Source organism: Brevibacterium sp. 239c (assembly GCF_900169365.1).
In the GTDB taxonomy this organism is placed as follows: Bacteria; Actinomycetota; Actinomycetes; order Actinomycetales; family Brevibacteriaceae; genus Brevibacterium.
This window is the reverse complement of record NZ_FXZH01000006.1, coordinates 21,967-44,330: the sequence shown is the minus strand read 5'-3', so window position 1 is coordinate 44,330 and position 22,364 is coordinate 21,967. Positions and strand designations below refer to the sequence as shown.

The following is a 22,364-nucleotide window of genomic DNA, read 5'->3' as shown; positions in this document are numbered from 1 at the left end:
CAGATGACTGGCATTGCGAACGCCTGGAAGATCACGGGCGGGCTCCTCACCCTCCTGCTCCTGCTGGCTGCGGCCACGGTGGGAGCCTACGGGTGGTACGTGACCTCGGCCTGGAACGACAAGCGGACACTGGTCGAAGACCCGAGCATCGCCGAAGAGCTCGCGCCCGCCCCTAGGGCCCCGGGGTCCGGACATCAGACAGCGCCGAATGCTCCGATGAACATCCTCCTTCTCGGATCGGATTCGCGGCTCGAGAACGTCGACTACACCTCGGCGAGGGGATTTCGCACCGACACCATCATGGTGCTGCATATCCCCTCTGACCGGCAGGGATTCCAAGTGATCTCGATTCCACGTGACTCCTGGGTGGAGATCAAGGGGTACGGCCGGGCGAAGATCAACGCAGCAGCCGCATACGGGGGACTGGCATTGTCGATCGAGACCATCTCCGACTTCATCGATGCCGGCATCGACCACGTCGCGATCGTCGACTTCGCCGGACTCGAGGAACTTACAGATGCGGTAGGCGGGGTCGACGTGTATTCGGACACTGCCTTCACCAACGGCTCGAGCACCTTCGTCAAGGGCCCGAACCATCTCGACGGTGCAGCTGCCCTCGAATTCGTCAGGGCCCGGAAGCAATTCGCCGACGGAGACCTGCAGAGAGTCCGCAATCAGCAGGAGTTCCTCGCGAACTTCAGTTCGAAGCTGATGTCGCCAGATCTGCTTCTCCACCCGGCGAAGCTCGCTCGTTCGATCACGAACTTCAGCCAGTACGTCACGACTGACAAGGGGCTCGACTCTGCTCTCATCATCGATGTGGCCAGAGACTTCAGCGGAGGTTCGTCCGCAGCCGTCGATTACGCCACTGCGCCGATTGCGGGCGCGGGAGAAGCCGATGACGGACAGCAGTACCTCGTTGTCGATGACGAGGGTCTCGCCGATCTGCGACAGGCATTCGCCGAGGACTCGCTTGCCGACTACATCGACGAAGCGGGAGACCAACAGCTGTGAACGTCTTTGCAGGAGCCGCGAACTCGGACCGAAGCCGGAGCCCCGAGGAATACGTACGCGAGCTCGGTCTCGCCGGATCAGCTCACCCGGCTGCAATCGGGTCGCACCCGGACCGATCAGGGGCCGAATTCGCCGCTGAGCTCTACCACGCCACCGGCGGCTGGAAGAGCCTAACCCGAACGGTGCTCGAGATCGCCGAACACACCGAGCTGCCGGCGGATATGACTTCGACGAGCTTCGCTGACTATGTGGCCCAGCTGGCGTCACTTCCTGAGCTCGGGCTCACTGACAGCGATGAGAAGATTGCCTTCCTGCTATCGCAGATGACGTCTTTCACCAAGCCGACCGCGCTGCTGAGCCTCTCCTCGATACGTTCGCTGGACCTCGGTGACAGCAGTCTCCACGATGCGGAGGGGGTCCTCATGCGCCTGCAGATGGCAGGAATCCTCGTCCTCGACCGAGAAGAATCCGGCCGGAAGTATCTGCACGTACCTGTCTTTTTGGCGGCGGCACTTCGTCGCAGCGCCTCGGAATGGGAGAACTATTCAAGTGTCGTCGACGACCTCGCTGGAGCGCTGGTCGATCATCTTGAAAAGTCTCAGTCCGTCGATCCGCAGGTCCTCGCCGACGTCACCGAGCTGGCGCGAAGAAATGGCCTGTGGTCAGTCCTCGTGCGTCTGCAGGAGACTATCGGACTGCCGATGTTCCTCCTCGCCCCTCGCGCGGTATGCGCAGCCTATTCAGGTCTGCCCGCGCAGGTACTCGAGCAGGAACCCGAATTGTCCGCCCTGTCTTCGCTCGCGGACAGCTTGCTGACGCGTCAGAACAACGTCATCACGGTCGAAACGACCCGAGATGCACTCGTGGAGGAGTCTCGCAGCGGTCGGATGCGGCGCTTCTTCTCCGAAACCATCACCCCCGGCCCACCCCAGAACTTGGCCCAGGACGAGGCCGAGTCCCCGCTTGGCTGTTTCGGAAAGATCCGTCGCCTCGTCGGCCTGGCGCAGTCGGGAGATCATGCACAGGCTGCGCAGGCAGGATTGCAGTGGTCGGGAGAGCACGGTGGTCATCGTAGCCTCCTGATCATCAGACTCCTGACCGCGATCTCAATGTTCCACTCGTCCGAACCGCGCCGGGCATTGTCGATTCTGCACGAACTCGAACTCGTCGCCGACGAGCGACATGTCGATGGTGATTTCCTTCTGCCTGCGATTGGCGCGTGGACAGCACTCGTGGCGACGGTCAGCGGCGACAACGAACGAGCCGATCGGCATCTGGAATGGCTGTTCGACGAATTCAGCCTGCCCAACATCATCGGTGAAATGGTTTTCCCGGCAACCCACATCGCTGCTGCACTGCGTGCCCTCGACCGGCTCGATCTGGACCGGGCCAGGCAGGAATACGAACTGCTGGCCGCATGTGCGAACCTTGGCCCGCTGTGGGTCTACCTTCCCGTCATCAGCGTCAGCATCGCGATCCTCGGCGCGAGCACTCCTCCCGAACTGCTGCTGTCGAATGACTGCGTCGGCAGACCTCACGACAGCACTTCGATTTCGGGCAAGGGCAGAGACCTGTTGGGAGCGAGCCGAAGCATGGTCCACATCGGGCTCGGCCAGCTGAAATGGGCCGAGTCGGAGCTCGAGCACATGTCGGTGGCCTCCGATCTGCGCATCGTCCTCAGCGTTCAGGTGGAGCTCATCGCCGGCCGATATGAGAATGTGGTCGTGTTGGCGGACAAGTGGTTCTACCATCAGTATCTGACTCCGCAGAGCCGTGCATCGCTGGCGGCGCTGAAGGCGACAGCGCTGCTGCGGACCGGCCAGACCGCCGAGGCACGTGCCGAGTTCCTCACGGCCCTTGGGCTTTCCATCTGGGTGAATTCCCTGCTGCCCATCGCGTCCCTCCCGAGACCGGATCGGCTTGGTCTCCTTGATCTGACCGCAGATGCGGAGGAGTGGGACCGTGCTTTCGCGGTCTTCGGTGGATACTTCCGCAGCAAGGATGATCTCTTCTTCCGACTGCGCGAGGTCGGAGCGATCTCGGTGGATGAAGCGTCGATGCCGCAGCTGACCGACGGTGAGGCGAAGCTCCTCGGACTCCTTGCCCAAGGATTGTCGATCATGGAGATCTCTGTTGAGCTCCAACAAGTCACCGGCACGGTCAAGAATCGTCTCTCCGCCCTTTACCATAAGTTCGGAGTGACGAGCAGAGCCGAGGTCGTCGATCAGGCTCAGCTGCTCGGCTTCCTCAATAGCTGAACTGCGCTCGCTTCTTTGCGGTCCCTTCACGCCTATGGCCCCACAGCCAGCACGCCAGCGCCCCGACCAGCACGCCGAGGCTGTTTGCGAGAATATCGGCGAGGCTGGCTGTGCGGGCGGAGAGAAACAGGGCCTGCGTGAGTTCGACCGTGGCGGAGGCCACGATGCCCAAGAGCACGACCCACTCCCACCGGTGGGAACCGAAGGCAAGGACTCCGATGCAGCCGATCGGAACGAAGGCCAGGATATTCGCTGTGAACTCGACGAACGCATAGTCGACGAAGCCCGGGGCACCATGAGCCTGAGCCCAGGAGAGCCCATCGTCGAGCCCTGAAGAGAAGAGACTGTCCACGGGTATGGGAGAGAACAGGACGATGGCCAGCACCGCGGCATAAAGGAGAAGAAACCAGGTGGCCAAGCGGATCCGGGTCGTCCGTGCTCGCGCAGCTGACATTCCAGTGCCCGACCTCACCAGCGGATCGGTGACATATTCAAAACTGCTCAGGGTGCCAGTAGACAGCCTCGGGGGTGCCGTCGTAGATAGCGTCAACGGCCTGTCGGCCCTGCATGTAGGAGTAGTCCTGGTTGCACGATTCATACCGCCAGCCACCGAACCTGCCGCGACTATAGATATCGTGTGATCTCAGGTCCTCGTCGGCGGACTCCAAGATATCGTCGCGGCCCAGAGTGGGGATGGGATAGCCGCGATCGATGCGGTGGGTCCAGATCGATTCGATGGAATCCAGATCCGCTCCGATCCGAGCGAATCCCGCCAGGCACTCATCGACGGCCTGAGCGGGATCGACAGGACCCCCATTCTTGCCGGTGACCTCGAGCAGGATGTTCCAGCGCCCCTGACCAGCATTGAGGGGATCGTAGTTGGACAGCATTGTTGCCCGAAACCACGGCACGGACTTGTCCGGACAGTAGATCCAGCTCTTGTCACTGAGGACCTCAGGTGCCTGTCCTCTGAACCCGAGTCCGATCGCCAGCTGGGCACTGGCCTGCAGAGTATCTCGCTTCGCCTGCGGCGGCAGGGAGTCGATGAGCCAGGTCACCGGAGCCGAACTGATGCAGTGACGGTAGGCGATGATTTCTCCGCTTGCCAAGTGGGCTCGGTGGAGTTCAGGTTCGATCCTCTCCACATGAGCTCCGAGACGAAAGGCACTGGCATCTGCCAGATTGGCTACGATCGCTGACCACAGGGTGCCGCTGCCGCCGACTGGGTAGGGGAAAGTCTCCTGATTGGGGCGAAAGTCGTCAGCCAAACCCATCTGCGGAACGTTTCGGCTCTTGCCTCCGCTGCGCAGTGAGGTCCACTGATGATCGACCTGCGACAAAGGTACAGTCCACATCTTCTCGTTGTAGCCGGTGAAGAAAGTGTCTGTGAGTCGCTGACCGAAGGTATTGCGGTAGTACTCCGCCAGGTTTGCAGCAGGTTTGTCCGGCTCGAGGTCTGTGGGCCAGGATTCAAGCTGAGCCTGCACCGGAGTCGGAATGAATGATTTGATGTCATCACCGGACATCCACACCGCACCGTTCCTCACCACCTCGCGCATCCGAGCACGGCTGCGCGCAACAGCGTCATCGAATTCCGGGAAATGACTGTGGATGACATGCCCACCGAGATCCCACGTGAAGCCATTGTCGTCCGTGTGCGAAGCGGCCATGCCGCCGAACCGGTCTGCGGAATCGACGACGATGTGTTCGACGCCCTTTTCACGAAGCCGGACTGCGGCGCCGATCCCCGTCGGACCCGCACCGATGACCAGAACATCAGTCGTATGAACAGCCATTGTGCATGGCTCCACTCATCTTTGAGAAGGCACTCATCATATTTGAAAATAGTACTCGGCCGGTGTGGTCGATGGAATAGCGCACGCCGATTACTTGACAGTGCACATATTGGTTGAATTCGGTGGTGAGAAAGCTGAAGGCAGGCAGTCGAGGTGCCGCTCACGCCGTGATGAGGTTCCTGCGTCGAAATCCGAGCACCGCTAGGGCAACGAGAACCGCTGTGGCCGCGGTCAGGACCACAACCGCCTCGGCGGACAGATCCTGGGCTGGGTACTGCCCGATGTGGACGAACACAGAGGTGTCGAGGACTGCGTCGTCGAGGCGCATCATCTGACCGAACAGGGCCATGCCGGCACTGTAGACGAAGATGATCCAGACCAGTCCCTGCAGCCTCGGTGCGATTCCATAGAGCGCAAGAGTGAGCCCGAGCAGAACCCACACGGAGGCGGTCTGAGCGACGTGGCCGAGGACTGCCGGCCCCAGCAATGACCAGTCTCCGGTCGATGCAGCCGTGCCCAGTCCTTCGCCCACACCTGCCAGGGTCATGAGCCAGAGTGATCCGAGCAGAGTTACGAGCGTCCACGACAGCACCCACCGGCCACGCCCCACGGCCGTGGCGAGTACAGGTTCCGTGCGGAAACCCGATTCTTCGGCCCGCAGACCTGAGGCGGCGATGATCGCATAGGCGGCGACGATCATGGCGAAGTAGAGGGCCATGTAGCCGATGTATCCGTCGACGATCCCACGTGAACCACCCATGAGGTCGAGGATCTCCTTGGGCATTCCTGCTGCTCCTTCTTTCATAGCTCCGGTGAAGGATCCGAAGATCATCGCCATGACGAAGACGCCGACCGACCACCAGGTCAGGCTCGACCGCTGCAGCCGCAACGCCAATCCCAGGCTCGTAGACAGTGCAGCTGAAGCGTGGGCTCGACCGAGGCGGTCGGCGAAGATCCCCGCCGACAGGTCACGGCGGGCTTGGAAGAACAGGCCTAAAGGGACGAGGACGATCACAGCCGCGGCCGACAGCAGCAGCGGAGCCCACCTGTCGAGAGTGTACGGTGCCGTCTGCTGTGACCATCCCAGAGGGGAGAGCCAGGACAACCACGACAGATCGCCGCCAGCCACGGCCGACATGTCGCCGAGACCGCGGGTGACGAATGCTGCGGCCAGCACCGCACCTGCGATGCCCGAGGCTGCGCGGGCGAACGACGTCAGCTGCACTGTGACTGCGGAGATCGCGGCGAATACGCACCCTGCTGCGGCGATGCTTGCACCGAAGAGGAGCGCGGAGGTGAAGGGCTCCGGCTTCGCCTCGGAGAAGAAGAACGCCAGTGACATGAGGAACCCGGCCACAAGGTTCATCACCAGGGTGAGAATCAAAGCGGAGAGAAGCTGAGTATGGCGACCAGTGACATTCGCCCGAATCAGCTCCGCCCGGCCGGTCTGCTCCTCGGCGCGAGTGTGCCTGGTCATCGTCTGGATCGACATGAGGGCGGCACCGAGCATGAGGAAGACTCCGTACATGCCAACGACGAAGCGCGGAATCGTGATGTCATCCATCCCATAGCCGGGGCCGGTGATCAGCCCCATCACGGGATTCTTCGCGAACACCACCATCGATGCGAGAGTGTCGCCATCCATGACAACAGCGATCGCATTCGCGAAGTAGGCAGTCAGAACTGTGAGGCTGAGAATCCAGATGGGCGCTCGCCACCGGTCTCGTCTGACCATGAGTCTGAGCAGGGTCCACAACCCTGCCACCTCAGATCCTGAGCGATCCTCGGCATGACGGCCATAGCGGGTGTGATTGTGCACCGAGGTCTCGTGCCCCGAGGGGCCGCGTGTGGAACTGTCCCCGGAGCTCGTCTGCAGCGTCATGATTCCTCCCTGGTCAGGATTTCGTGGTCGGCGCTGCCGGCGACAGGGTTGCCACCGTCACCGGGTTTGCCACCGTCACCGGGATCGCTGTAGTGGCGCAGCAACAGCTGTTCGAGCGTCGGGGGAGTGGCCGTCAGCGATCGTATGTCGTGCTCGCCGAGGGCGCGCATGATGGCAGGAAGCTCGGCGGTATCGGCGCTGAAGTGAAGCTGTGGTCCCTCCCGGACCAGGTCGTGGACGCCGGGCATGTCAGTCAATTGCGGAATGTCCGATTCCACCTGCACTGTGACAGTCGTTCGCGAGAGGTGACGCAGGTCTGCCAGAGCACCGGACTCGACGATGGTCCCGGACCTGATGATCGACACACGATCGGCCAGCGCCTCCACCTGAGCAAGGATGTGGCTCGATAGCAGAACCGTGCGGCCTTCCTCCTTCGCCTCTCTGATGCACTGCTGGAACACGGCCTCCATGAGCGGGTCGAGGCCGGCGGTCGGCTCATCGAGGAGCAGAAGATCGACGTGGGAGGCCAGCGCGGAGATCAGCGCAACCTTCTGTCGATTGCCCTTCGAATACGTCCGGCCCCTCTTACGTGGATCGAGGTCGAAGCGCTCGATGAGTTCGTTCCGTCTGCGGGTATCGACTCCGCCGCGCAGCCGAGCGAACAGGTCGATTGCCTCGCCCCCGGTCAGGCTGGGCCACAGTTCGACGTCGCCGGGAACGTAGGCGAGTCTGCGGTGCAGAGACACGGCCTTGGACCAGGGGTCTTCACCGAGGAGTCTGATGCTGCCCGAATCGTGTTTGAGGATTCCCAACAGAATTCTGATGGTCGTGGACTTCCCCGCGCCATTCGGGCCGAGGAAGCCGTGAACCTCACCGCGGGCGACGTCGAGGGACAGTCCGTCGAGAGCGCGTACGCGGCCGTAGCTCTTGACCACATCCCGCATGGAGATGGCTGCAGTGTCGTGGGCAAGGCTCGCCGAGGCGGATGCTGGGATGTTCGTTGTCGTGGTCATAGTTGATCGCCTCCAAGGGGATCTGTGGGTTCTGAGGAATCGGATGAGTCAGGGGTCCTTGCAGCGTTCCCGTCGCTGGGGCCGTCGCTGGGGCCGTCGCTGTTCCCGTCGCTGTTCCCGTCGCTGGGGCCGGGGGCCATATCGCTGAGGTTCGCACCATCGGGGACCGTCGCGAGAGCTCCGTTGAGGTAGAGGTCGAGTAGATGAGGGGCAAGGCGCGTCATCGTCCCTGCTGTGTCGTTCGTGCCCAGTGACGTCTGCAGTCGGTGTTCGAGGAGAGATGGGGCCAGAGCCAGGGTCGCGATCGTTGCTGCTTGGCCCCGGCGGTCATCGCTTTGTCGAAACGTGTATCCGGCGAAGCCGTGGGCGATGTAGCTCTCGACAAGGTCGATGTAATGCTCGAAATAGCGCTGCCCGTGTTCACTGGGATCGAGCAGGGACTTCATGAGGTAGCTGAGGTTGGTGGTCATGGCAGGGTCCTCGAACATCGCCTGCACAGCAAAGGAGGCATATTCGACATTGCGGGACTTCGTATCGGTGATGGCTTCGAACACGTGGTCATCACAGGCCGTGCGAAGACCCTGCTTTGAGCCGAAATGGTGGATGACGAGGCCGGGAGAGACCTCAGCCGTCGAAGCGATGGAACGGATCGTCGTCTTCGCAAATCCGTGCTCGGCGAACTCCTGGATGGCGGCCGTGAGGATACGCTCCGCTGTCTCGGGAGACGAATTGGGAGAGCGGCTTGAACGCGCGCCAGCCGGGTCCGGCTCCTTCTCTGTGCCAGACTTCTTCGAGTTCGAATCACCATGTGTTGAACGCATGTTTAATATTAAACGCGTGTTCAATCATCAAGTCAATAGGTTCCGGAGGGTTCTTGACATACAACTAACTGGTTGTACGATTGGAGGCATGGAAGATCTTCGTGATGATCAGGTGGATGCGATGTTTCACGCATTGGCCGATCGGACGCGACGGGACATTGTGCGGCGTGTCATGGATGAAGAGCTTTCGGTGTCCGAGCTCGCTGGCTCCTATGAGATGAGCTTCGCGGGGGTGCAGAAGCACGTTGCCGTGCTTGAGCGCGCGGGACTTGTGTCGAAGCGGCGGGTCGGCAGGGCGCAGATCGCTCAAGTCGAGATGAGAGCGATCCGTACCGCGGCGTCGCTGCTGAACGAGCTCGAGGACATGTGGCGTGCGAGAGTCGCGCGCATCGATGACCTGCTTGCCGACGACGAGGCTGCCGGTCGATGAAGTGACCCGATCCCGTCAACTGGGCGGGAGATGAGACATTCGAGGAGAAGCCATGCCAGTTCTAGACACCACTCATGATGAAGAGACACTGACCCTGACGTTGGTCGCTGAGTTTGCGGCGACGCCGGAGCGAGTCTGGGAGGTCTACGCCGACCCGCGCCAGTTGGAGCGAGTCTGGGGGCCACCCACCTATCCGGCCACGGTCGTCGACCACTCGCTGACTCCTGGCGGCAGGGTCACCTACTACATGACCAGCCCAGAGGGTGAGAAGTTCTGTGGGCTCTGGGAAGTCTCCTCGGTGGAGGAGCCTGCACGCTTCGTCTTTCGCGACTACTTCGCAGATGAAGACTTCAACGCAGTCGATTCGATGCCGGGTAGCACTAACACCTACACCTTCGAAGCGATCGAGGGCGGCACTCGCGTCACCTACGAATCGTCCTTCGACTCCCTTGAGGGTCTGAAGACCGTACTCGACATGGGCGTCGTCGAAGGCTCGACCGGAGCGATCAACCAGATCGACGAGCTGCTGGTCAAAGTCTGAAGCAGGCGACCGAAGCAGGCCGGTGCGGGATGCGTAAACGATTGGTATGTTCTCTTCGATCGTCGTGCTCAGATCGAAGAGAACATGCCAACCGTTTGCCTTCCAGCACAGAGGTCCGAGCCCGCGGCCCCGTTCTCACCCTTCGACTTGTGCCTGCATCGACTTAGCCGGGGCATCGGGCCTGACCCGGATGATGAGGAGCAGGCCGATGAACAGCACAACGAGGATACCCAGGGTGCCGGCCCGCTGGAATCCGAAGATCGAGATCGAGACGGCGAACATGGCCGGACCCAGGAAACTCACGGCGCGACCGGTCGTGGCGTAGAGTCCGAAGTTTTCTCCGGCTCTCTCAGGCGGAGTGATCCTGGCCAGGAACGACCGACTCGAAGACTGCACCGGCCCGACGCAGAAGCTGAGCACCAGTGCGCAGACCCAGAACACGACCGGGGCATCGCTGAAGAGGATCGGCATGCCGCCGAGCAGGATAATGATGAGTCCGGCGATGATCACCGGTTTTGGCCCGAGCCTGTCATCGAAGACTCCGGCGATCATGGCGCCAGCACCGGCCGCGACGTTGGCTGCCACACCCAGGATGATGATCTCGGCGGGGGAGAAGCCGTAGCTGCCCGCCGCGAGGACACCGGCGAAGGCGAAGATTGCGGCCAGTCCGTCACGGAACACTGCCGAGGCGATGAAGAACCGCAGCGTCTGGTGTTCCTGCTTCCACATCCGCACGAGCCGACGCACAAGTGCGCCGTAGTCGGCGATGAATGCCTTGATCGGATGTCCGCCCGAAGGTTTTGAAGCCTTGGCGCTCGGTGCTGTGAACATCACCGGGACAGCGAAGATGGCGAACCAGACTGCGGACAGAGCGGCGACGACGCGGAATCGCATTCCACCTTCATCGCCGGCGCCGAAGAGCCCCACCTCGGGCTGGATGACGAGGACCAGCAGGATGACGAGCAGCACGAGGCCACCGGCGTAGCCCATGCCCCAGCCGAAGCCGGAGACTTTCCCGACATTGTCGGGCTGGGTGATGCGGACCATGATGCCGTTGTAGGACACCTCGGCGAATTCGAAGAACACGCTGCCCATGGCGATGAGGAGGAGACCCAGCCACAGATATTCGGGGGAGTCGCGGACGAAGAAGAGGCCGAACATCGTGAGAATGACGATCCCGGTGTGGACTCCCAGCCACAGTTTGTGCCGCCCGCCGGAGTCTGCCCGAGTGCCGGCTGCCGGTGCTACTAGCGCGATGATGAGTCCGGCGGCAGCCGTCGACCAGCCGAGGGCAGAGGAGCCTGCCTCCTCGGTCGCGGCCACGCTCTTCGTCAGGTAGGGGGCGAAGACGAAGGTGATGATGACGGCATTGAACGATGCCGATCCCCAGTCCCAAAGGGCCCAGCTGAGGATGCGAGAACTGGGACTCAGCCGGGTGCTGCCTTGTGTCTCCATGGTTGCACTGTACGCAATCTTCGCGTCTGCCGGTGCCTGCCCCCTCTTTGTGCCGGTGGTGGTCGCCAGTGCTGCTATCAGCCAGAGGAGCGGTGCTCATGGTGAGTTTCCCGCATGATTCCTGAGAGATGGCTTGATAGCAATGGTGTATTGCGGCAGAGTGGGTAGTCGTTCACGACCGCTCGAATCGAAAGGCCTCATGGATACCTCCGACGAAGCAGAGGGCAATGAGGTGGGAGAAACGACCTCCTCTGCGCCGAAAAACGACATAGACAATCCTCACCTGTTGGTCAAAGGACCCGATCCGATCAGATTGCATCTGTCGCGCGATGTGTCGCTGGCAGAAGCCGACACTGATGATGAGATCACTGCCAAGTTGAAAGCGCAGGGGGTGCGCCTCGGCAAGGGCCTGATCGCTCCGGCCGTGTTCTGGCCCGCGCTGATCACCATTATTCTGGTGGCACTGCTGGCGATTCTCCTGCCCAAGGGCACGGACACGGTTCTTACCAACGTCAACGATTGGATCGTGGCCAACCTCGGCTGGTACTACATGCTTGTTGTGGGCGGATTCGTCCTCTTCTCAATCGTTCTCGGATTCTCGAAATTCGGAAAGATCACGCTCGGTCGCGACGGGGAGAAGCCCGAATTCGGCGTCTTCTCCTGGTTCGCGATGCTCTTCGCCGCTGGTATGGGCATCGGTTTGGTCTTCTACGGCGTCGGCGAGCCCCTGTCGTATGCCACAGCTGATCCCAAACCGGGCTGGTCGGGTGACGAAGCGACCATCGCCAAATTGTCAATGGCTCAGACCTTCATCCACTGGGGACTGCACCCCTGGGCGATCTACGCGGTGATCGGTCTGGCACTGGCCTATGCGATCCACCGCCGCGGACGTCCTGTTTCGATCCGGTGGGCACTTGAGCCGTTGCTCGGGCACCGCGTCAGGGGATGGATGGGTGATGTCATCGATATCCTCGCCATCTTCGGCACGGTCTTCGGCATCGCGACCTCGCTCGGGCTGGGAGTCAAACAGATCTCGTCGGGGCTCAAGGAGATCGGACTCGTCGGCGAATACGGCGACGGGTTCCTTGTCATCCTCATCGTTGTCATCACGTTCCTGGCCACGATGTCCGTCGTCTCGGGAGTGGGCGCGGGAATCAAGTGGCTCTCGAACATCAACCTGTCGATGGCCGGGCTCCTCCTGATCTCGATTCTGCTATTGGGCCCCACGCTGTTCCTGTTCCAGAACCTCATCGAATCCCTCGGTGTGTACCTCGCGAACTTCTTCAATATGACATTCGATGTCGGTGCCTACACCGGTGATGAAGGCAACACCTGGGCATCGACGTGGACGATCTTCTACTGGGGTTGGTGGATCTCGTGGGCACCTTTCGTGGGCGTATTCATCGCACGTATCTCTCGCGGTCGGACCGTGCGGGAATTCATCGCCGGTGTCCTGCTTGTACCGACAGTAGTCGGGTTCATCTGGTTCGCCGCGCTCGGCGGAACAGGAATCTTCCAACAGCTCTTCGGATCCGGCGACCTGGTCGACCCGGATGAAGGAGTCGTCGCAGAGAAGGTGCTCTTCGATGTGCTCGGATCACTTCCCTGGGGTGGGATCCTCTCTGGAGTAGCCATCATCCTGGTGGCGATCTTCTTCATCACCTCCTCGGACTCGGGCTCGCTCGTCGTCGATATGCTCGCCTCCGGCGGGCACCCGAATCCACCGATGTGGTCACGCGTCCTGTGGGCCGGGCTTGAGGGTGTGCTGGCGATCGGTCTGCTCTTGGCGGGCGGACTCGGAGCGCTGCAGGCGGCCGCTTTGGCCACGGCGCTGCCCTTCAGCATCATTCTCATATTGATATCGATCTCCACCGTTCGTGCATTCCAAATTGAAGCCGCCCGGACGCGCGAGATCGAAACCGGTCAGCGCTACCATGAGGTCGGTGAGCACATCGCTGAAGACTTCGACGAGTACCTCGGCGATAAGGTCGATGCCCGTATCGACTACCGTTTGTCGCGGACCAAGGGTGTCCTGGGCAGGGCGTCCAAGGAGGACCGGAAGTCCAAGGGCGTTCACTAGGCAGCCGGCACTGCCGAAACGACAGAGGCGACTTGGGGTGGAACCCGGGTCGCCTCTGTCGTTGCACATGCCATCGACGAGAATTTGGTGTGCACGGCGGGGAGTGCTTCTGTCGCCCGCCGGTGACCGAGTAACCTGGGATCAACCGATAAGCGCACCACCCCGAACGACCAAGGAGCCCATATGCCTATTGCAAGCCCCGAAGTGTATGCCGAGATGATCAACCGGGCGAAGTCAGAGGGCTTCGCGTACCCCGCGATCAACTGCACCTCCTCCCAGACGATCAATGCGGCCATCCGCGGCTTCGCTGAGGCCGGATCCGATGGAATCGTTCAGATCTCGACCGGCGGTGCCGAATACATGTCCGGCCCGACGATCAAGGACCGTGTGCGCGGTGCCATCGCGTTCTCTGTCTTCGCCGCCGAGGTGGCCAAGAGCTACGACGTCAACATCGCACTGCACACGGACCACGCCCCGAAGAAGGAGGTCGAAGAGTGGGTGAAGCCGCTGCTGGCTCTGTCGACCGAACGTGTGAAGAATGGTGGCGAGCCCTACTTCCAGTCGCACATGTGGGACGGTTCCGCTGTCCCGCTGAACGAGAATCTCGTCCTCGCCGAGGAGCTGCTTGAGCTCTCGGCGGCCGCGCACTCGATCCTCGAGATCGAGGTCGGCGTCGTCGGCGGTGAAGAGGACGGTGTCGAGAACGAGATCAACGACAAGCTCTACACCACGGTTGCCGACGGCCTGGCTACGGTCAAGGCCTTGGGCTCGGGCGAGAAGGGTCGCTACCTCACGGCTCTGACCTTCGGAAACGTCCACGGTGTCTACAAGCCGGGCAATGTGAAGCTGCGCCCGGAACTGCTCGGTGAGATCCAGACCGATGTCGGCGCCGAGGTGGGCAAGGACAAACCCTTCGACCTCGTCTTCCACGGTGGTTCGGGTTCGAGCGCCGAAGAGATCGCCGAGGCGGTCCGTCACGGTGTCGTGAAGATGAACATCGACACGGATACCCAGTACGCCTTCACCCGTCCGGTCGTCGAGCACATGTTCCGCAACTACGACGCGGTGCTCAAGATCGACGGTGAGGTTGGGAACAAGAAGATCTATGATCCGCGCGCCTATGGCAAGGCGGCCGAAGCCGGCATGGCTGATCGCATCGTCGAGGCCTGCCAGAACCTCGGTTCCGCAGGCACCAGCCTGAAGTGATCGGCACACTCAGGATCAGTGCAGCAAGTTGAAGTGACAGCACACCAGCACTAACAGCTCAGCAGTACGACGCGAGGTCCGGGACGCCATTGTCCCGGACCTCGCGAGCATTCACTGACTTGTATTCAATTATTGAGTTGTGCTCAGCCTTCCGAGACCGCTTCGCCCGCATTCACACGGGCGGATCGTTTGTCCCAGAAGTCGGCATTTCTGATATTCAGCGCCTTGGGATCGAAGACCGGATCCAGGCCCTGCTTCTTCTGACGTTCGAAGTCCCGGAGGAGCTTGAACGCCGGGCCCTGCAGGAAGAGGATCGCGATGATGTTGAGCCATGCCATGAGCCCCACACCGATATCGCCGAGCGCCCAGGCGCTGCCGGAGGTCGACATTGCACCGACGGCGACCGCGACGAGGATGAGCACCTGCAGGACGCGTGTGCCGATGGTCAGCGCCAGGGGGTTCTTGAACCGTCCCAGCAGGTAGACCAGATTGGTCTCGGCCATGTAGTAGTACGCGACGATAGTCGTCAGTGCGAAGAGGAAGATCGAGATCGCGATGAAACCAGCGCCGAAGCCGGAGATCATCGTGTCGAGACCGGCCTGTGGCCACTTCTCGCCCGGAGTCGCAGCGATCGACTCGACCATCTGACCACGGCCCGTTCCGATGATCGTCTCACCATCATCACCGAAGACCTTGTACATGCCGGTGGAGAGGATCATGAACGCGGTGGCGGAACACACGAACAGAGTGTCGATGTAGACCGAACCGGCCTGGACGAGGCCCTGCTTCGATGGGTGTGAGACCTCGGCGGCCGCAGCCGCGTGAGGTCCGGTGCCCTGACCGGCTTCGTTCGAGTAGATTCCGCGCTGGACGCCCCACTGGACGGCCATGCCGATGATTCCGCCGAAGGCGGCTTCTGGACCGGCATCGATGCCGAAGGCCGACTTGAACACGAGCTCGAAGACCGGGACGATCTGGTCGGCGTTGATGAGCGTGACGGCGATCGCGGCGATGATGTAGATGACGGCCATGAAGGGTACGGCCAATGAGGCGAAGTGCGCGATGCGCTTGACTCCGCCGATGACGATGAAGCCCATGATGATCGCGAGGATGACCGCCGTGATCCAGGTCGGAGTTCCCCACGCGTTCTCAACGGCACCGGAGATCGCGTTGGACTGAATGCCGGGAAGCATGAAGCTCATGGCCAAGACGGTTACAGCCGCGAAGACCATGCCGTAGACCTTGAACAGTCCCTTGGCCTTGGTATGACGATAGGCCTTCTCGATGTAGTAGGCCGGACCACCGCGGTACTCGCCGGTCTTGGGGTCCTGCTCCTTGAACACCTGACCGAGCGTTGATTCGACATAGGAGGTCGACGCGCCCAGCAGCGCAGAGATCCACATCCACACGATCGCTCCGGGGCCGCCGAAGCCGATGGCGGTGGCGACGCCGGCGATGTTGCCGACGCCCACACGACCGGCCAGCGACATCGCAAGTGCCTGGAATGAAGAGACACCCTCATCGGAGCTCTTGCCGCGGAACATCTGCGTGAAGATGGCTTTGATCTGTCGGATCTGGACTGCGCGCGAGCGGATTGTGAAGTAGACACCGGCACCGAGGCACAGGTAGACGAGGGCAGATGACCAAATGATGTTGTTGAGCCAGTCGAGGACTGCGGACATGCTTCTCCAATCAGGGAGGCAAACAATGGAATCGAACAGTGAGCGGAATCCAGCAAGGAGCCGGACCAAGCATTTGCATGGGCGATCACGGAAGGGAGCATGGGATTTCGCTGTGACCGACCTCATAAGTCAAACGGATTGTGACCCGCGACGCAAATCTCGTAGTCACAGCCCGAGAAATCAGGCCGGTCTCCGTTTTCGGTGGAGCCATCGCCATGTTTCAAAGTGATGACAGAGTGGGCCGAATCATAGTATTCGGTTCACTATTTGGGACGGCCGCCGTAGGATGTGGTGCGGATCTCTTCGAGCAAAGACGACACGGAGAGCACTTTGGATGACAAGGAACACAATGAAAAGTCGAACTGGTGCAAAGGCAGTGGCCATCGCCGCTGCCGGCGCTTTGCTACTCTCGGCATGCTCTACCTCGGCCACCGACAAAGACGGCAAAGAGGGCGGTGGTTCCCTCACAGTGGGCACCACAGACAAGGTTGTTGCTCTCGACCCGGCCGGTGCCTATGACAACGGAAGCTCGCTCGTCGAGCAGCAGGTCTACCCGTTCATCCTGGCGTACAAGCCGGGAACCGCGGAGCTCAACCCCTCCATCGCAGAATCGGCGGACTTCAGCGAGCCGACGAAGTATGAGGTCAAGCTCAAGGACGGACTGAAGTTCGCCAACGGAAACGAACTCACCTCCTCGGATGTGAAGTTCTCATTCGATCGACAGCTGAAGATCCAGGATCCGAACGGACCGTCGTCCCTCCTCGGCGGCCTGAAATCAGTGGAGACCCCGGATGACTCCACGGTCATCTTCAACCTCAAGCGCAAGAATGACCAGACCTGGCCAGGCGTGCTGGCCAGCGCCGTGGGGCCGATCGTCGATGAGGACGTATTCGAACCGGACAAGATCACCGAGAACCAGGACATCGTCGACGGCAAGGCCTTTGCAGGTCCGTACACGATCGACGGCTTCAAGTTCAACGAACTGATCACCTACAAGGCGTACAAGGACTACGCGGGCTACCTCGAGCCTGCGAAGACCGACACCGTGCAGATGAAGTACTACTCGGACGCCAACAACATGAAGCTCGACGTCCAGGAAAACACGATCGACGTGGCCTGGCGTTCGCTCTCGGCCACCGATGTCGAAGACCTCGGCAAGAACGAGGACCTCAAGGTCCACAAGGGCCCTGGCGGCGAGATCCGCTACATCGTCTTCAACATGGACACGATGCCCTTCGGTGCCAAGACCGATGACGCGGATAAGAAGAAGTCCTTGGCCGTGCGTCAGGCCATGGCAGACTCGGTCGATCGCCAGGCCATTGCCTCCCAGGTGTACAAGGACACCTTCACTCCTCTGTATTCCCACGTTCCCGACGGACTGCCGGGAGCCGATGAACCGTTGAAGTCGGAGTACGGAGACGGTCAGGGCGGTGCCGACGTCGACAAGGCCAAGAAGGCTCTCAAGGACGCCGGCGTCAAGACCCCTGTCACGCTCAACCTGCAGTACAACCCCGACCACTACGGTCCTTCCTCGGGCGATGAATACGCTCTGGTCAAGGATCAGCTGGACAAGACGGGGCTGTTCAAGGTCAAGCTGCAGTCGACCGAATGGGTGCAGTACAACAAGGACCGCACCGATGACGCCTACCCGATGTACCAGCTGGGTTGGTTCCCCGACTACTCGGATGCCGACAACTACCTGGTGCCGTTCTTCTACGACACCGACGAGACGCCCAGCTTCCTGGCGAACCACTACCGTGACAAGACGATGAACAAGGAACTGAATGCTCAGTCCTCCATCGACGACGAGGGCAAGCGGGCGGAAGCGCTGAAGAAGATCCAGGGTCAGTTGGCCGATGAGCTGCCGTCCCTGCCGCTGCTTCAGGGCAACCAGATCGCGGTGTCAGGCAAGGATGTCAAGGGCGTCGACGACACCCTTGACCCGGCGTTCCAGTTCCGGTTGGCGCTGCTGAGCAAATGAGAGCGCGAACCACGCACGTCGCCATCGACGTGAGAGTGCGCAGGGCTCTGCCCCGACGATCACCGAACTGATCGTCGGTACGAGGTGCAGGTGAGCCGCCCGGCCCACCTGCACCTCGTGGTGCGTTCGCGCCGGCCTCTCGGTCTGCCCGCACCCGCACCCCATCGTGCCCGCGCTCTGTGGCATCGAACGAGAACCACGTCGACACTCGAGATCATCGAGCTTCGACGCCAGCAATGAAGGAACACATGTCTGCAGCCATCAGCGAACCAGGGGCAGAAGCCGCCGAGACCTCGGTCGCGGTGAAGAAGCCCTCGGGGGGCGGATTGGGACGCTACGTCGTCATCCGATTCCTCCTCATCATTCCGACCATCTTCATCCTCACCACTCTGGTCTTCTTCCTCATGCGGATCACCGGTGACCCGATCACCGCATCCCTGGGCGGGCGCCTGACCCAGTCCCAGCTGGCCGAGCGTATCCACGCCGCCGGCTACGACCGGCCGATCCTCGTCCAGTACTTCGAATACATGGGCAATCTGCTCAAGGGCGACTTCGGCACCGCGGTCTCCGACGGCCAGCCCGTGTCGTCTATCCTCCTCAACTACGGAACCGCGACCGTCGAGCTCGTCTTCTACGCCCTCATCGTCGCGTTCATCCTCGGAATCCCACTCGGAATGCTCGCCGCCTACCACCGGGACAAGGCGCCGGATGCCGCACTGCGCATCCTCGCGATCCTCGGCTACGCCACCCCCGTGTTCTTCGCCGGCATGATCCTCAAACTGATCTTCGGCGTCTTCCTGCCCATCCTGCCCGTCGCAGGACGCGGCACGACCCAGACCGAATACATCATGTCGGGCGTGGTCGGGCCCACCCGGTTCTACATCATCGATGCGATCCGCATCGGCAACTTCGAAGTTCTCGGAGACGTGCTCGCCCACGCGGTTCTGCCCGCGATAGCCCTCGGCGTGCTCACCGCCGGCGTCTTCCTCCGGCTCGTGCGCACGAACCTCATCGGCACCCTGGGCCAGCAGTACATCGATTCGGGCCGATCGCGCGGAATCTCCGAATACCGCCTGGTCACCAAGCACGCCTACCGTCCCGCGCTGATCCCGATCATCACGGTCATGGGCATGCAGATCGCCCTCATGCTCGCCGGTGCCGTGCTCACGGAGACGACGTTCGAGTGGAAGGGGCTCGGTTTCAAGCTCGCCGAGTATCTCACCGCTCGTGACTTCGTGGCCGTCCAAGGAATTGTGGTATTCCTCGCCATCATCGTGGCGCTGACTAACTTCCTCGTCGACGTCATCGCAGCCTTCATCGACCCCCGAGTGAGGTACTGATGTCCACTGAAGACAACACATCACAGGCTCCAGACAATAACGAGATCTTCGCCGAGGCGGTCCCGGGCTCCGGCGTCCCCGCCATCGCGTTCGACGACAGAGCTAAGAAATCCTGGTTCTCCCGTCTGCCGATCGTCTCCCACCTGCGGCAGTCCGTCGGCCTGCAGCGCGGGATGCTCATCACGGGTCTCATCCTGTGTGGCATCGTCCTCATCAGCGCGATCTTCGCCCCGCTCATCGCCCCCTACGGGTTCAACCAGCTCGGCACCGCCGATGGGAACTTCGGGTCGAAGCTGCCACCTGGCGGCTCGCACATCTGGGGCACCACCGTCGGCGGCTACGACGTCTTCTCCCGTGTGGTCTGGGGAGCCCAGACCGCGGTCGCCGTCATCATCGTGGCCGTGGTCATGTCACTCTTCGCCGGTGTCATCCTGGGACTCGTCTCGGGCTACCTCGGCGGCTGGCTCGACCGGATCCTCGTCGTCATCGCCGACGCGGTCTACGCCTTCCCGACTCTGCTGCTCGCCCTCGTCATGTCGATTGCGATCTCCGGTGGCCAATCCAGTGCCTGGGGCGGCATCGCCGCAGCCGCGTTCTCGATCACCGTGGTCTTCATCCCGCAGTACTTCCGCGTCGTTCGCGCGGAGACCCTGCGACTCAAGGCAGAGCCCTTCGTCGAATCGGCGATCGTGCTCGGCGCCTCGAAGACCCGGATCATTTCGAAGCACATCTTCCGCAACGCCACCCGCACACTGCCGCTGATCTTCACTCTCAACTCCTCCGAGGCGATTCTGACTCTGGCCGGACTGGGGTTCCTGGGCTTCGGAATCGAACCCACCTCGGCGTCGGAATGGGGCTACGACCTCAACAAGGCACTGCCGGATGTGACCAGCGGTGTGTGGTGGACCTCGGTCTTCCCCGGCCTGGCAATCGTACTCACCGTTCTGGGCATCACCCTGGTCGGCGAATCGATGAATGACCTCAACGATCCGCGGCTGCGGGTCCGTCGCAAAGCGAAGACGAAGACTGCCAAGCCCGCGAAGGAATCCGCGAGTGCTGGCGTGACCACAGGTGTGGAGGCCAAGTGATGAGTGAGAACGTGAACACAGCGAAGAACATCCTCAACGTCGAGGGCCTCAACGTCACCTTCTCCACTGACGGCGGCGACGTCCACGCGGTGAAGAACGTGACCCTTTCGGTCACCCCGGGGGAGGTGCTCGCGATCGTGGGCGAATCCGGTTCCGGCAAGACCGTGACCGCGCGCAGCATCCTCGGTCTCCTGCCCGAAACCGCGCAGCGATCGGGCGCGGTGATCGTCTCCGGCAAGGACGTGCTCACCGTCTCCGGAGAGCAGCTGCGCAAGATGCGTGGAACCGATGTGTCGATGGTGTTCCAGGAGCCGTCGACGGCGCTCAACCCCGTCTACACAGTGGGATGGCAGATTGCGGAGGGTCTGCGCGCCCACCACAAGCGTGCCAGCAAGGCCGAGCTCAAAGCCAAGGTCATCGCCGCGATGGAACAGGTCGGGATTCCCGATGCGCAGAACCGCTTCGACTACTTTCCGCATCAGTTCTCCGGCGGGCAGAAGCAACGCATCGTCATCGCCATGGCGCTTGCCCTCGGCGCCGAGCTCATCGTCGCCGATGAGCCGACGACCGCCCTCGACGTCACTGTTCAGGCCGAGATCCTCGACCTGTTGCGGGATCTGCGCGATCAGACGGGAACAGCGATCGTGCTCATCACCCACAACATGGGCGTCGTCGCCGACCTGGCCGACCGGGTGGCCGTGATGTACCGCGGAGACCTCGTCGAAGTGTCCTCGGTCAAACAGCTCTTCAGTGACCCGAAGGAGCAGTACACACGCGACCTCCTCGGTGCCGTCCCCCGATTGGGTTCGACGGTTGCAGGCAGCCGAAAGGCCGCTGCCGCCTCGGCGAAGCAGGATCGCGCAGGCGAATCCACCGGCGAATCCGCAGGCGCTGATGCGGACCCCGGCAAGCCTCGGGACGAACGCGATTCCATCGTCGTTGCTCGCAACCTCGACATCGTCTATCCGGGAGGATTCGGACGGTCGGACTTCCAGGCGGTGTCCTCGGTGAGCTTCGATATCAAGGCCGGCGAGGTCTACGGACTGGTCGGCGAATCCGGATCGGGCAAGACCACTATCGGGCGTGCCATCGCAGGCCTGACCAGGGCCAGCGGAGGCAGCCTCCAGGTGCTCGGGCACGAGATGGTCGGATTCAAAGAACGCGCCTTCTCTCCGGTCAGGCGCCGAATCGGGTTCGTGTTCCAGGACCCTGCGGCCTCATTCAACCCGCACTTGACGGTCGGTGAGTGTGTGGCGGAGCCCTTCGCCATCCACCAGCGGGACATGTCACCCAGGGACCGTGAGCAGCGAGTGCGCGAACTGCTCGATTCGGTGCAGCTGCCCAGCGCCTACGGTGCCCGGTACCCGCATGAACTCTCGGGCGGTCAGCGTCAGAGAGCATCCCTGGCCCGCGGTTTGGCACTCGATCCGGAGCTGCTCGTCGCCGATGAGCCGACCTCGGCCCTCGACGTGTCGGTGCAGGCCAAGGTGCTTGAGCTGTTCGTCGAGCTGCAGAACAGATTCGACTTTGCGGCCCTGTTCATCAGCCACGACCTGGCCGTCGTCGACATGCTCTCCGATCGCATTGGGGTGCTCTTCCATGGTGAGCTGCTGGAAGAAGGGACGGGCGAACAAGTTCTCGGCTCGCCGAGCAACGACTACACGAAGCGACTCATCGCTTCACTGCCGGTGCCCGACCCGGACGAGCAGGCCAAGCGCCGCGAACTTGCACGCAGCCTGCGCAGCTCCGTCGGCTGAGCCACGCGGTACCGTGTCGG

17 protein-coding genes are annotated in these 22,364 nt (G+C 61.8%); 10 read left to right on the top strand and 7 right to left on the bottom strand.

All coding sequences use genetic code 11. The features are described 5' to 3' along the window. The first annotated feature begins 3 nt into the window (after positions 1-3). A complete protein-coding gene (locus BSP239C_RS07315) occupies positions 4-1,014 on the top strand; it encodes an LCP family protein (protein WP_101571408.1) in 1,011 nt (336 codons plus the stop codon). Continuing rightward, the gene (locus BSP239C_RS07310) at positions 1,011-3,272 is read left to right on the top strand and encodes a helix-turn-helix transcriptional regulator (RefSeq protein ID WP_101571407.1); all 2,262 of its coding nucleotides are present in this window, start codon (positions 1,011-1,013) and stop codon (positions 3,270-3,272) included. Before BSP239C_RS07315 ends, BSP239C_RS07310 begins: the two co-directional genes overlap by 4 nt. Here BSP239C_RS07310 and BSP239C_RS07305 read toward each other — a convergent pair. The 5 genes from BSP239C_RS07305 to BSP239C_RS07285 form a co-directional block, all read right to left on the bottom strand. Then, positions 3,262-3,726 (bottom strand): VanZ family protein, encoded by a 465-nt coding sequence (locus BSP239C_RS07305; protein WP_180958947.1) that lies wholly within the window; start codon positions 3,724-3,726, stop codon positions 3,262-3,264. The two genes, BSP239C_RS07310 and BSP239C_RS07305, sit on opposite strands and share 11 nt — an antisense overlap. A 37-nt stretch (positions 3,727-3,763) precedes the next feature. Next, positions 3,764-5,068: an NAD(P)/FAD-dependent oxidoreductase gene (locus tag BSP239C_RS07300; RefSeq protein WP_101571404.1), complete on the bottom strand. Its 1,305-nt coding sequence runs from the start codon at positions 5,066-5,068 to the stop codon at positions 3,764-3,766. A gap of 160 nt (positions 5,069-5,228) precedes the next feature. After that, on the bottom strand, positions 5,229-6,950 hold the full coding sequence (locus tag BSP239C_RS07295) for an ABC transporter permease (protein ID WP_101571402.1): 1,722 nt from the start codon (positions 6,948-6,950) through the stop codon (positions 5,229-5,231). Further along, on the bottom strand, positions 6,947-7,963 hold the full coding sequence (locus BSP239C_RS07290) for an ABC transporter ATP-binding protein (RefSeq protein ID WP_101571400.1): 1,017 nt from the start codon (positions 7,961-7,963) through the stop codon (positions 6,947-6,949). The genes BSP239C_RS07295 and BSP239C_RS07290 overlap by 4 nt, the downstream gene beginning before the upstream one ends. After that, positions 7,960-8,784, bottom strand: coding sequence for a TetR/AcrR family transcriptional regulator (locus BSP239C_RS07285; RefSeq protein ID WP_101571398.1), 825 nt, complete (start codon positions 8,782-8,784; stop codon positions 7,960-7,962). The genes BSP239C_RS07290 and BSP239C_RS07285 overlap by 4 nt, the downstream gene beginning before the upstream one ends. An 88-nt stretch (positions 8,785-8,872) precedes the next feature. On the opposite strand from BSP239C_RS07285, the gene BSP239C_RS07280 reads away from it, so the two are divergent. Both BSP239C_RS07280 and BSP239C_RS07275 read left to right on the top strand, forming a co-directional pair. Next, on the top strand, positions 8,873-9,214 hold the full coding sequence (locus tag BSP239C_RS07280) for a helix-turn-helix transcriptional regulator (RefSeq protein ID WP_101571699.1): 342 nt from the start codon (positions 8,873-8,875) through the stop codon (positions 9,212-9,214). A gap of 52 nt (positions 9,215-9,266) precedes the next feature. Next, a complete protein-coding gene (locus BSP239C_RS07275) occupies positions 9,267-9,755 on the top strand; it encodes an SRPBCC domain-containing protein (protein ID WP_101571396.1) in 489 nt (162 codons plus the stop codon). A gap of 135 nt (positions 9,756-9,890) precedes the next feature. Here the strand turns inward: BSP239C_RS07275 and BSP239C_RS07270 are convergent, their stop codons facing one another. Then, positions 9,891-11,210 (bottom strand): MFS transporter, encoded by a 1,320-nt coding sequence (locus BSP239C_RS07270; protein WP_101571394.1) that lies wholly within the window; start codon positions 11,208-11,210, stop codon positions 9,891-9,893. A gap of 199 nt (positions 11,211-11,409) precedes the next feature. On the opposite strand from BSP239C_RS07270, the gene BSP239C_RS07265 reads away from it, so the two are divergent. After that, positions 11,410-13,290, top strand: a complete 1,881-nt coding sequence (locus BSP239C_RS07265) for a BCCT family transporter (protein WP_101571393.1) — start codon at positions 11,410-11,412, stop codon at positions 13,288-13,290. Positions 13,291-13,473: 183 nt separating this feature from the next. Further along, complete coding sequence (gene fbaA, locus BSP239C_RS07260) at positions 13,474-14,496, top strand: class II fructose-bisphosphate aldolase (RefSeq protein WP_096157663.1); 1,023 nt, start codon at positions 13,474-13,476, stop codon at positions 14,494-14,496. 143 nt (positions 14,497-14,639) lie between these two features. On the opposite strand, the gene BSP239C_RS07255 is transcribed toward fbaA, so the two are convergent. Further along, entirely contained in the window at positions 14,640-16,178 is a 1,539-nt protein-coding gene (locus BSP239C_RS07255; RefSeq protein WP_101571391.1) for a sodium:alanine symporter family protein, read from the bottom strand. A gap of 349 nt (positions 16,179-16,527) precedes the next feature. On the opposite strand from BSP239C_RS07255, the gene BSP239C_RS07250 reads away from it, so the two are divergent. The 4 genes from BSP239C_RS07250 to BSP239C_RS07235 all read left to right on the top strand — a co-directional run bounded on the left by BSP239C_RS07250 (position 16,528) and on the right by BSP239C_RS07235 (position 22,344). After that, positions 16,528-18,159, top strand: a complete 1,632-nt coding sequence (locus BSP239C_RS07250) for an ABC transporter substrate-binding protein (RefSeq protein ID WP_101571389.1) — start codon at positions 16,528-16,530, stop codon at positions 18,157-18,159. A 248-nt stretch (positions 18,160-18,407) separates the two neighbouring features. Beyond that, positions 18,408-19,499: an ABC transporter permease gene (locus tag BSP239C_RS07245; RefSeq protein ID WP_096157660.1), complete on the top strand. Its 1,092-nt coding sequence runs from the start codon at positions 18,408-18,410 to the stop codon at positions 19,497-19,499. Beyond that, on the top strand, positions 19,499-20,587 hold the full coding sequence (locus BSP239C_RS07240; protein ID WP_226829658.1) for an ABC transporter permease: 1,089 nt from the start codon (positions 19,499-19,501) through the stop codon (positions 20,585-20,587). Before BSP239C_RS07245 ends, BSP239C_RS07240 begins: the two co-directional genes overlap by 1 nt. Further along, positions 20,587-22,344, top strand: a complete 1,758-nt coding sequence (locus BSP239C_RS07235) for an ABC transporter ATP-binding protein (protein WP_096157659.1) — start codon at positions 20,587-20,589, stop codon at positions 22,342-22,344. The genes BSP239C_RS07240 and BSP239C_RS07235 overlap by 1 nt, the downstream gene beginning before the upstream one ends. Positions 22,345-22,364 lie beyond the last annotated feature (20 nt).